Source organism: Galbitalea soli (genome assembly GCF_010686725.1).
In the GTDB taxonomy this organism is placed as follows: domain Bacteria; phylum Actinomycetota; class Actinomycetes; order Actinomycetales; family Microbacteriaceae; genus Galbitalea; species Galbitalea soli.
Genome location: NZ_JAAGWZ010000001.1, coordinates 150,641 through 162,121, shown reverse-complemented (window position 1 = coordinate 162,121; position 11,481 = coordinate 150,641). Strand labels below are relative to the sequence as shown.

The window sequence follows — 11,481 nt, the reverse complement described above, 5'->3', positions numbered from 1 at the left end:
GGTCGTCTAGCGCTGCCCGTCGTGTGGGTCGTAGATCGGCGTCGTGGCAACGCGCACGGTGGGGAGACCGAGCACCACCCGCCCGGCCGCCGCCGTCCCGGTGCCGCCGGTCGTGCCGTGGGCGGGCACCGCGCAGCTCTCGGCTTCGGCTCGATCCCAGGCGTCACCGGCGCGGGTGCGTCGGATGGTGAGCGGGGCGTCGTCGGTGCGGTCGGCAAGGAGGTGGAAGGGGGCGGCCTGGGTGATGGTGACGGTCACGACGTCGCCGGGTCGCGGTGTCGGGCCGCCCTCGGGCACTTCGAAGTGCACGAGGCGCGAGTCTTCGGCCCGCCCGGAGAGCCGTCGCGTGTCGGCGTGCTTCTTGCCGTCATCGGCGGAGACCAGGACCTCGACGGTTCGACCGATGAGGCGCTGGTTCTCCTCCCAGGAGATCTGGTCCTGCAGCGCGACGAGTCGCTCGTAGCGCTCCTGCACGACCGCCTTCGGCACCTGATCCGCCATCGTCGCCGCGGCGGTTCCGGGACGAATGGAGTATTGGAAGGTGTAGGCGGAGGCGAATCGGGCGGCACGAACCACGTCGAGGGTCGCCTGGAAGTCCTCCTCGGTCTCGCCCGGGAATCCGACGATGATGTCGGTCGTGATGGCCGCGTGCGGGATCCGGGCGCGGACGCGGTCGAGGATCCCGAGGAACTTCTCGGAGCGGTAGCTGCGCCGCATCGCCTTGAGAATGCGGTCGGATCCCGATTGGAGCGGCATGTGGAGCTGTGGCATCACGGCGGGCGTCTCGGCCATCGCCTCGATGACGTCGTCGGTGAACGCGGCGGGGTGGGGGCTGGTGAAGCGGATCCGCTCGAGCCCCGGGATCGCGCCCGTGGCCCGCAGCAACTTGCCGAAGGCGAGACGGTCGCCGAATTCGACTCCGTAGGAGTTGACGTTCTGACCCAGCAGGGTGACCTCGACGGCTCCGTCGTCGACGAGCGACTGCACCTCGGCGAGCACGTCGCCGGGCCGGCGGTCCTTCTCCTTGCCGCGAAGCGCGGGCACGATGCAGAAGGTGCAGGTGTTGTTGCAGCCGACGGAGATGGAGACCCACCCGCTGTAGGTGGACTCTCGTCTCGTGGGAAGCGTGGAGGGGAAGACGTCGAGGGCCTCGAGGATCTCGAGCTGGGCCTCACCGTTGTGCCGCGCGCGCTCGAGCAGCGTGGGCAGCGATCCCATGTTGTGGGTGCCGAACACGACGTCGACCCAGGGCGCCTTCTCGAGGATGACCGACTTGTCCTTTTGCGCGAGGCACCCGCCCACGGCGATCTGCATCCCGGCGTGCTCCCGCTTGATGGAGGCGAGCTGGCCGAGGTTGCCGTACAACCGGTTGTCGGCGTTCTCGCGCACGGCGCAGGTGTTGATGACGACGACGTCGGCCTGTTGACCCTCGGCGCGAATGTAGCCCGCGGCTTCGAGCGAGCCGCTGAGACGCTCGGAATCGTGCACGTTCATCTGACAGCCGTAGGTGCGCACCTCATAGGTGCGCGGGAGAGCGGGAGCGTCGATACGACCGTCCGGGTCGGCTGCGATGAGGGTCATGATTGCTCCAGTGTAGAGCGCTGCCCTCGGGCCGGGGTCGACGACGACAGCACGGCCGGAGCGGCGCTCAGTCGAACCGAGGTCCGCCCGCAGTGCGCCGTGAGCCCCCCGCTCCGAGCGCTTCGCCGACCGCGCGACTCATCACGCTGCCGGAGTAGCCCTTGCGCATGAGGTAGCCGCTGAGGCGCCGCTTGGCCGTCTCGGGGTCGAGGGACCGCAACTGGCCCGCGCGTTTCAGCGCCACCTCGAGGGCACGCTCGAACTCGTCGCCCTCCTCAGAGACGTCGTCCAGCGCCGCAGTGATCGAGTCGGGGTCGATCTTGCGCCGCTTCAGCTCCGCGACGATGGCAGCGCGCCCGAGTCCCTTGCGCTCTCGGAGGGAGCGCACGAGGGTGCTCGCGAGGTCATCGTCATCGAGGAGCCCCACTCGGACGAGTGCGTCCACCTCGATCTCCCGGTCGACCTCGTCGATCTCCCGCGTGGCGAGCAGACTCCGCATCTCTGCGATCGAGAGGCTGCGACGCGTGAGCGCGCGAAGCGCGATGGTGTGGACGCGCGCCGAGCGCTCCCCGACGCTCTCGGGAAGCTCCTCCTCGGCGACGTCCGTCCCGAGACGCGAACGCGAAGCGCGGGGCGTCGGAGAACTCTCCACCTCGCGAATCCGATCCCGGAGGTGCTCCACGCTCCCCGGCGCTGGGACGCCGGGGAGGTAGATCACGGGAGCGAGGTGGTCGCTGGATGCTGCCATGTCCGGACTCGCTTTCGTGGTGTGGTCGTGAACGAACGCGCGGGGGCGCGGCTACTTGTTCACGACCTTGAGGGCGGGCTCCTTGCCTACGGCGAGCGAGGTCGCTCCCTTCGTACCCGTTGCCGGCGCTGCGGCGTCAGCCGCGGCGGCCGCCGCGATCGCGGCCTTCGCCTCCGCGCCGATACCGAGTTTGAACATGATCTTCTGCTCGATCTCTTTGGCGATCGCGTCGTTCTCGAGGAGGAATTTGCGCGAGTTCTCTTTGCCCTGGCCGAGCTGGTCTCCGTCGTAGGTGTACCAGGCTCCCGACTTGCGCACGATCTCGTGCTCGACACCGAAGTCGAGAAGGCTGCCCTCGCGGGAGATTCCGACTCCGTAGAGGATGTCGAACTCCGCCTGCTTGAAGGGCGGCGCCATCTTGTTCTTGACGACCTTCACGCGCGTGCGGTTGCCCACGGCGTCGGTGCCGTCTTTCAGCGTCTCGATCCGACGGATGTCGAGTCGCACCGAGGCGTAGAACTTGAGCGCCTTACCACCCGCGGTGGTCTCGGGGCTCCCGAAGAAGACGCCGATCTTCTCGCGCAACTGGTTGATGAAGATCATGGTGGTGTTGGTCTGGCTGAGGCCGCCGGTGAGCTTGCGCAGGGCCTGAGACATCAGGCGAGCCTGGAGACCGACGTGGGAGTCACCCATCTCGCCCTCGATCTCGGCGCGAGGCACGAGCGCGGCGACGGAGTCGATGACGATGAGGTCGATGGAGCCCGAGCGCACGAGCATGTCGGCGATCTCGAGCGCCTGCTCTCCCGTGTCGGGCTGTGAGACGAGAAGCGAATCGATGTCGACCCCGAGCTTCTTGGCGTACTCCGGGTCGAGCGCGTGCTCCGCGTCGATGAAGGCCGCGATTCCGCCCGCACGCTGGGCATTCGCGATGGCGTGCAGGGTGAGCGTCGTCTTACCCGAGGACTCCGGCCCGTAGATCTCGACGATTCGGCCGCGCGGCAATCCGCCGATGCCGAGCGCGACGTCGAGCGCGATGGAGCCGGTGGGAATCACCTCGACGGGAGCGCGATCATCGCTGCCGAGGCGCATGACCGACCCCTTGCCGAATTGGCGGTCGATCTGGGCGAGTGCTGTTTCGAGGGACTTCTCGCGGTCAGCTGCTGATGGCATGATCTCTTCTTTCGTCGTTCGTCGGTGGCGCCCCATAGGCTGTCGCTCCGCTGGCAGCCGATGGTGCAAGGCCGCCAGCCTCCCGACAAAAGGCTGGTGTCGCGGTGTTCCGCTTCGAGTCAGACAGTACGCCGCAGCACCGACATTTCATCGATGCCACGGCAGGAGAGGTGATAACCCGCATTCGAACGCCGCTGTGCAGGAGTCTATCCAGTGGGGAACGAATGTTCGAGTGACACGCGGGCGACCGAACGACGCACGGAGCGGCGACGGTGCCGCGATCAGCGCTTCTTGGGGGTCCGCTGCCCGACGCCGTACCAGCGTTCAGCGGGCACATCGCTCGCCCGGCAGAGGGCGAGCCAGATCTCGCGCGGAGAAGTGCCGGCCGCGATCGCCTGCTGCGCTGTGCGACCCCCGATCTCCTCGAGCACGAGGTCGCTCGTGACCACGCGCCCGTAAGCCTCGCCGAACTCGTCGGACACCGCCAGCCAGAACTCGCTCAATCGCACCCCTCAACGCTAGACGACGCGACCGGGGGTTGCCGACTCCGATCGACGCCAGCGGCGAAGGGCCCGCACGTCGGCGGCGGGTCGGGTGCGCACCGCGCACGCTCGCTTCGACATCCGGACAGACAGCAGTGCCGCGGCCCCGTGGGGCCGCGGCACTGGCGGAATGTCTGTGACGCGCGGGTTCGGCAACGATGCGCCGGAGCCCGCGCCTGTGCTCGGGCGGACTACCTCAGCAGCAGGTCGGCGTCGAAACCGCTGACCAGCTCGTCCGGCACGGTGTCCGGAATCGGGTTGAGACCCTCGATGACCGCGATGCGGTCGCCGACCTCGCGCATGATCACGGAGATCGGCGTGTCCAGCGCCTCCGCGACGGACGCCAGAATCTCGGAGCTGGCCTCCTTCTGACCGCGCTCGACCTCGCTCAGGTACCCGAGGGCGACGCTCGCCTTGCTCGCGACCTGGCGGAGGGTGCGACCCTTTTGAAGACGGAAGTCACGCAGTACGTCACCGATTTCTTGACGAACCAGAACCATGGGGACCCTCCTTCTCTCTCTCGAATGCTGTGCTCAACTGCCAGCCCGGGGGGATTACCTTACATCCCTCAGGTGCTGACACTGTAACCCGCGCACCCTGTGCTGTGCGTGTGAACGTGTCATCTGTAACGTGATCGAAACGCCGGCTATTCCCGGCGAGTGATCCACCGGATCACCCTCTCGGATGACTATCGGTCAGCGCTATCGATTCGGTGAGCATTTCCAGTGATTCGGAGACGACGGCCCGTCGGATGGCATCGCGCGTGCCGCTGAGCGCGAGCGTTCGCACGGTGACGTGATCTCCCACCGCGAGCGCGACGTAGGCGGTGCCGACCGGTTGGCCGTCCTGCGGATCGGGCCCCGCGACCCCGGTCGTGGCCAGACCGATCGACGCCGGGACGCCCGCGACCGCGAGTCGCTCCCGCACCCCGAGTGCCATCGATCGCGCGACGTCGGGATGCACGGCCCCGTGCGCCGCGAGGGTCGCGGCATCGACCCCCAGCAGGCTGTGCTTGAGGGCCGTGTCGTAGGCGACGATGCCGCCGCGCACGACCCGCGACGCTCCCGCGGGCGCGATCAGCGCCGCGACGAGGAGTCCCCCGGTCAGCGACTCGGCGACCGCGACCGTGAGACCGCGGCGAGCCAGCTCCTCGAGCAGCGCCGCGACCGGGGGCGCGGGCGTGGAAGGCTCGGGGGTCGCCGGGGTGGAAGGCTCCGGCGAGGAGGTCTCCGCGGTCACGCGGCCCGGCGGTTCTGGCGCCACGCCTGCCAGAGGTAGTCGAAGCCCGTGACCACGGTGAGAACGAGCGCGATCCCCATGGTCACCCAGTTCACCCACAGCACCCAGTCGCCCAGGAAGGTGTGGAACGGGATGAGGAACAGCGAGAGCGAGACCGCCTGGAACAGCGTCTTGAGCTTGCCGCCGCGCGAGGCAGGGATGACGCGGGTGGAGAGCACCGCGAAACGGAACGCCGTGATTCCCAGCTCCCGCACGAGGATGACGATGGTGACCCACCACCACAGCTCGCCCAAAATAGAGAGGGAGACGAGCGCGCCGCCGATGAGGAGCTTGTCGGCGATCGGGTCGAGGATGATGCCGACGTTGGTCACGAGGTTGCGGCTGCGCGCCAGGATGCCGTCAAGCCCGTCGGTGGCGATCGCGACGATGAACAGAATGGCTGCGACGTAGCGGATCACGCCGTTGTGGCCGGCGTCGAGCAGCACGAGCCAGACGAACAAGGGGGCGAGCAGGATGCGCACGACGGTGATGATGTTGGCCACGTTGCCGGTGCTCGCGGGGGTATCGCCCATGCGGGCAACGCGCCCGCGCATCGGGTTCGTGCGGGGGGTCGTGGCCCCGTTGTCTCTGGCAGGTAGAGCCACGTCGATCACTCCCTGCCGGTCAGCCCCCAGGCGTCGTCGTCCGACTCGCCTTCGACTTCATCGTAACCGCTCGTCATGACCTCGAGGGGGTCTCTGTGGGAACTCACCGGGGCGTCCTCGGCGTCTCCCCCGCGCAGGCGGGCGAGCACTCCGGGCAGCTGTTCCACCGTCACGAGCACATCGCGTGCCTTCGATCCCTCGGAGGGGCCGACGATCTCGCGGGACTCGAGCAGGTCCATGAGGCGTCCCGCCTTTGCGAAGCCGACCCGCAGTTTGCGCTGCAGCATCGAGGTGGAGCCGAACTGCGTGCTCACCACGAGCTCGGCGGCCGCGAGCAGAAGCTCGAGGTCGTCGCCGATGTCGGAGTCGATCTGCTTGCGCTCGGCGGTGACCGCGACGTCCTCGCGATACTCGGGTCGGGCCTGCTCGGTGACGTGCTTGACGACGGCGTCGATCTCGCCCTCGCTCACCCAGGCGCCCTGAACGCGCACCGCCTTGCCCGCGCCCATCGGCAGGAAGAGCCCGTCGCCCTGCCCGATCAGCTTCTCGGCGCCCGGCTGGTCGAGGATCACCCGCGAATCCGTCATGCTGCTGACCGCGAAAGCGAGCCGCGACGGCACGTTGGCCTTGATCAGTCCCGTCACGACGTCGACCGACGGGCGCTGGGTCGCGAGCACGAGGTGGATCCCCGAGGCGCGCGCCAACTGCGTGATGCGCACGATCGAGTCCTCGACGTCGCGGGGAGCCACCATCATGAGATCGGCGAGCTCGTCCACGACGACGAGTAAGTAGGGGTACGGACGGAGAACGCGCTCACTTCCCACCGGGAGCACGATCTCGCCCGCGACCACTGCGCGGTTGAAGTCGTCGATGTGGCGGAAGCCGAAGCTCGCCAGATCGTCGTACCGCATGTCCATCTCCTTCACGACCCACTGAAGCGCCTCTGCCGCCTTTTTGGGGTTCGTGATGATGGGCGTGATCAGGTGCGGCACGCCCTCGTAGATGGACAACTCGACCCGCTTGGGGTCGATGAGCACCATGCGCACCTCTGCCGGCTTCGCACGCATGAGAAGCGAGGTGATCATGGAGTTGATGAAACTCGACTTGCCCGAGCCGGTCGATCCGGCGACCAGCAGGTGGGGCATCTTGGCCAGGTTCGCGACCACGAAGCCACCCTCGACGTCCTTGCCGAGACCGATCGTCATGGGGTGGATGCTCTTGGTCGACGCCGCGGACCGCAGCACGTCGCCCAGCGAGACGATCTCGCGATCCTTGTTGGGGATCTCCACACCGATCGCGCTCTTGCCGGGGATGGGCGAGAGGATGGTGACCTCGTTGCTCGCCACGGCGTAGGCGATGTTCTTGGCGAGCGCGGTCACCCGCTCGACCTTCACACCCTGACCGAGCTCGATCTCGTAGCGCGTGACCGACGGTCCGCGGCTCAGGCCGGTGACCTTGGCGTCGACGTCGAACTGCCCGAGCACCCCGGTGAGCGAGGCGACGACCTCGTCGTTCGCGGCGCTGCGGGCCTTCGGCGGAGTGCCGGGGGTCAGGATGCTCGCCGCCGGCAGGCGGTAGGGCGGCGTCGCACGGGGTCGCGCCGGCGGCGCGTCGAACTCCCCTGCCCGACCCCTTTCGCTCGCGGTGTCGACGAAACCGGGAAGCAGGCCCTTGGGGTCCTCGGCGCGCACGGGAGCGACCCCGGTCGCGCCGACCTCGACCTCGCCCGTGAAGCGGCGCACCGCATCCTCGGCCTTGACGAGTTCTTCGAGGAGGTCGATGCCGAAGTCGGCGCTGTCGGCGCGCGTGTGGTCGATGACCTCGGTGTCGTTGTCGGACTCGGCACCGAGCACGGGGCTGTCGAAGGCGTTGAGCTGCTCGCGCCGGCTCTTGTTGCGCCGCCACCAGGGCAGCGTCGCGGGATCCTCATCGAGGGGCAGGTCGTCGAGCGAGCTGAAGTGCACGGGCTCGGTCGAGTGGGTCGTCTCGGCGGCGGTGCTCTCAGGGCCCGGCTCCTGAGCGCCGAAGAGGTAGACGTAAAGCTGGCGCAGGCGCGCAGCCGTGCGGTTCGGGGGCGTCTTGGTGAGGATGAACAGGGAGAGCACGAGGACGAGCACGACGACGGGCACCGCCAGCAGCTCGTGACCGACGCTGAGGAGCGGCGCGGCGAGGATCCAGCCGACGATGCCCCCGCCGTGCGCGATTCGATCGATCCCGTTGTGCGGCTGCGGCTGCCCGCCCGCGATGTGGCAGAGCGCGGCGATGGACGAGAGCATCAGGATGCCGCCGATGCCGATGCGGGTGTTGTCGTGGACGCTGGAGGGGTGACGGAACAGCCACGCCGCGAACAGCACCATGATCACGGGGAGCGCGAAGGCCACGCGACCGAAGAGGCCGCCGAAGGTCCAGGCGTCGAGGGCGAGCGCGACCGGGGCGGTCGGATTGAACCACTCGACCGCGCCACCCGCGATGGCGAGGAGCAGCAGCAGGAACGGCACACCGTCGCGGCGCTCGTCTTTGGCCAGCGTCTCCTTGCCGACGAAGCGGAAGGCCCCTCCGGCGATGTGCGCCAGCCCGAGCCACGCGGCCGCGAGCACACCGTGCTCGCGCTCCTTGGCCGGTCGAGCACGCGATCCGCGGGCGACCGGGAGCTTCTTGGTGGCCGCCGTCGTCTTGGCCGAGGTCGTGCGGGCGCGCGATGCCGCCGGGCGCGAACCCGTGCCGCGGCCGCGCGTGCCTGATCGAGTGCTCGTAGCCATCGCTCCACGGTACCCGCCCCGGCGTCGCCCCGGGGCTTAGCCGGGGCGCGTGTCAGCCGCGGGTGCGAGCGTCAGGCTTCGATGACGACGGGGATGATCATCGGCCGGCGGCGGTGCTGGGTGTTCACCCAGCGACCCACGGTGCGACGGATGACCTGCGCGAAGGCGTGCGTGTCCCGGGTGCCATTGGCGGCCGCATCCGACAGCGCCTTGAGGATCTGCGGCATGACCGCGTCGAACACGTCCTCGTCTTCGGCGAAGCCGCGCGCCTGGATCTCGGGGCCGACGATGACCCGGCCGGTCTGGGCATCCACGGCGACGAAGATGGAGATGAACCCCTCCTCCGCCAGGATGCGCCGGTCTTTGAGGTCGGCGTCGGTGATCTCGCCGACACTCGACCCGTCGACATAGACGTAGCCGAGGTCGAGCTGGCCGACGACCGTCGCGACGCCGTCGCGGAGGTCGATGACGGTGCCGTCCTCGGCGAGGATCGTGTTCTCCTCGGGAACCCCCGTGCGGATGGCGAGATCGGCGTTCGCCTGGAGGTGGCGGTACTCGCCGTGCACCGGGAGCACATTGCGGGGCTTGAGGATGTTGTAGCAGTACAGCAGCTCCCCCGCCGCCGCGTGACCGGAGACGTGCACCTTCGCGTTGGCCTTGTGCACGACCGAGGCACCGAGCTTGATGAGCCCGTTGATCACGCGGTACACCGCGTTCTCGTTGCCGGGGATGAGGCTCGACGCGAGGATGACCGTGTCGCCCTTGCCGATCTCGATCTGGTGCTCGAGATTCGCCATGCGCGCGAGAACCGCCATGGGCTCGCCCTGGCTGCCGGTGGACATGTAGACGAGCTTGTTGTCGGGCAGATCGACGGCCTTCTTCGCCTCGATGAGCACGCCGTCCGGAACCTTGAGGTAGCCGAGATCGGCCGCGATGCCCATGTTGCGCACCATCGAGCGGCCCATCAGCACGACCTTGCGGTCGTTGGCGACCGCGGCGTCGAGCACCTGCTGCACGCGGTGCACGTGGCTGGAGAAGCTCGCGACGATGACCCGGCGAGGGGCCTTCGCGATGACGCTCTCGAGCACCGGGCCGATCTCGCGTTCCAGCGCGGTGAAGCCCGGCACGTCGGCGTTGGTCGAGTCCGGGAGGAACAGGTCGACCCCGGCCTCGCCGAGCCGCGCGAAGGCGCGGAGGTCGGTGATGCGATCGTCGAGCGGCAACTGGTCCATCTTGAAGTCGCCGGTGTGCAGGACGACGCCGGCGACGGTCTTGATCGCGACGGCGAGCGCATCCGGGATCGAGTGGTTGACGGCGATGAACTCGAGCTCGAACGGGCCGAGCTGCTCGACATCGCCCTCGCGCACGGTCAGCGAGTACGGCGTGATGCGGTGCTCCTTGAGCTTCGCCTCGATGAGCGCGAGCGTGAGCGTGGAGCCGATGAGCGGGATGTCGCTGCGCAGTCGGAGCAGGTACGGCACGGCGCCGATGTGGTCTTCGTGGCCGTGGGTCAGCACCACGCCCAGCACGTCGTCGAGCCGGTCACGGATGGGGCTGAAGTCGGGGAGGATGAGGTCGACACCGGGCTGGGTCTCCTCGGGGAACAGCACTCCGCAGTCGACGATGAGGATCTTGCCGTCGATCTCGTAGGCCGTCATGTTGCGGCCGATCTCGCCGAGGCCGCCGATCGGGATGACGCGGAGCGTTCCGGGGCGGAGGGGGGCTGGTTGGTACACGGTGATTGGCATCTAGTCCTGAATCGTCAGAGCGGGCGGAGCACTCGGCTCCGAGGGAAACGTCTATCGGGTGGTGCCGGCCACCTTCGGGAGGGCGCCACCGGCGGCGGCGTTGCGATCCGGGCGGAAGTTGGAGAAGTCCACGCCGGGGATGTCGTGCACGAGATCGAGCTCGTCCTCGATCTGGGCCGCCTCCCACTCCTCCGGGCCGACGAGCGGCAGTCGCACGCGGGGCGAGTGGATGCGGCCCAGGCCGTGCAGGATGTACTTCGCCGCGACCGTGCCCGGCACGTGGGTCATGACCGCGCGCACGAGCGGCTCGAGCGCCTTGTGCTCGGCCGTGGCCGCGGCGAGGTCGCCGCGGTTCACCGCGTCGATGATGATGCGGTATGGGCGCGGAGCGATGTTCGCGGTCACACCGATCAAGCCGGTCGCGCCGATGGCGAGGTGCGGCAGCACGTTGGCGTCGTCGCCCGAGAAGTACATGAGGTCGGTCTGGTTGAGCACGCGGCTCACCTCGCTGAAGTCGCCCTTGGCGTCCTTCACCGCGAGGATGTTGGGGTGCTTGGCCGCCCGCAGGATGGTCTCGTACTTGATCGGGATGCCAGTGCGGCCCGGGATGTCGTAGAGGATGACCGGCAGATCGGTCGCGTCGGCGATCATCCTGAAGTGCGTCAGCACCCCCGCCTGGGTCGGCTTGTTGTAGTACGGCGTCACGATCATGACGCCGTCGGCCCCCGCCTTCTCACTCGCCTTGTAGAGCTCGATGGCGTGGGCGGTCTCGTTGGAGCCGCCCCCCGTGATGATCTTGGCGCGACCCGCCGCGACCGACTTGCCCACCTCGACGAGCCGGATCTTCTCGGGGTCGGTGAGGGTGCTCGTCTCGCCCGTGGTGCCGGTGACGACGATGCCGTCGGCCCCCGCGGTGATGACGTCGTCGATGTGCTTCTCGACGTCGGCCCAGTCCACCTCACCGTCGGCGGTGAACGGGGTCACCAGCGCGACGAGGACCTGACCGAAGGGGTTGGAAGTCGTAGACACGCTTTACAGGGTATCGGTTGG

At 68.4% G+C, this 11,481-nt stretch carries 10 protein-coding genes; all 10 read right to left on the bottom strand.

The window, feature by feature from the left end; translation table 11 throughout:
- Positions 1-6: 6 nt before the first annotated feature.
- Positions 7-1,581, bottom strand: coding sequence for a tRNA (N6-isopentenyl adenosine(37)-C2)-methylthiotransferase MiaB (miaB, locus tag G3T37_RS00730; protein ID WP_163471543.1), 1,575 nt, complete (start codon positions 1,579-1,581; stop codon positions 7-9).
- Between the two features lie 67 nt (positions 1,582-1,648).
- On the bottom strand, positions 1,649-2,329 hold the full coding sequence (locus tag G3T37_RS00725) for a regulatory protein RecX (RefSeq protein ID WP_163471541.1): 681 nt from the start codon (positions 2,327-2,329) through the stop codon (positions 1,649-1,651).
- Between the two features lie 51 nt (positions 2,330-2,380).
- Positions 2,381-3,499, bottom strand: coding sequence for a recombinase RecA (gene recA / locus G3T37_RS00720; protein WP_163471539.1), 1,119 nt, complete (start codon positions 3,497-3,499; stop codon positions 2,381-2,383).
- A gap of 281 nt (positions 3,500-3,780) precedes the next feature.
- Positions 3,781-4,008 carry a DUF3046 domain-containing protein gene (locus G3T37_RS00715; protein WP_163471537.1) on the bottom strand — a complete coding sequence of 76 codons (228 nt, stop codon included), beginning with the start codon at positions 4,006-4,008 and terminating at the stop codon, positions 3,781-3,783.
- A gap of 224 nt (positions 4,009-4,232) precedes the next feature.
- Positions 4,233-4,541: a helix-turn-helix domain-containing protein gene (locus tag G3T37_RS00710; protein ID WP_163471535.1), complete on the bottom strand. Its 309-nt coding sequence runs from the start codon at positions 4,539-4,541 to the stop codon at positions 4,233-4,235.
- A 172-nt stretch (positions 4,542-4,713) separates the two neighbouring features.
- The gene (locus G3T37_RS00705) at positions 4,714-5,280 is read right to left on the bottom strand and encodes a CinA family protein (protein ID WP_338401138.1); all 567 of its coding nucleotides are present in this window, start codon (positions 5,278-5,280) and stop codon (positions 4,714-4,716) included.
- The gene (gene pgsA / locus G3T37_RS00700; protein WP_163471533.1) at positions 5,277-5,852 is read right to left on the bottom strand and encodes a CDP-diacylglycerol--glycerol-3-phosphate 3-phosphatidyltransferase; all 576 of its coding nucleotides are present in this window, start codon (positions 5,850-5,852) and stop codon (positions 5,277-5,279) included. The genes G3T37_RS00705 and pgsA overlap by 4 nt, the downstream gene beginning before the upstream one ends.
- Before the next feature lie 77 nt (positions 5,853-5,929).
- Positions 5,930-8,683 carry an FtsK/SpoIIIE family DNA translocase gene (locus tag G3T37_RS00695; RefSeq protein WP_163471531.1) on the bottom strand — a complete coding sequence of 918 codons (2,754 nt, stop codon included), beginning with the start codon at positions 8,681-8,683 and terminating at the stop codon, positions 5,930-5,932.
- A 71-nt stretch (positions 8,684-8,754) separates the two neighbouring features.
- On the bottom strand, positions 8,755-10,431 hold the full coding sequence (locus G3T37_RS00690; RefSeq protein ID WP_163471530.1) for a ribonuclease J: 1,677 nt from the start codon (positions 10,429-10,431) through the stop codon (positions 8,755-8,757).
- A 51-nt stretch (positions 10,432-10,482) separates the two neighbouring features.
- Positions 10,483-11,460, bottom strand: coding sequence for a 4-hydroxy-tetrahydrodipicolinate synthase (gene dapA / locus G3T37_RS00685; protein WP_163471528.1), 978 nt, complete (start codon positions 11,458-11,460; stop codon positions 10,483-10,485).
- Between the last annotated feature and the right edge of the window lie 21 nt (positions 11,461-11,481).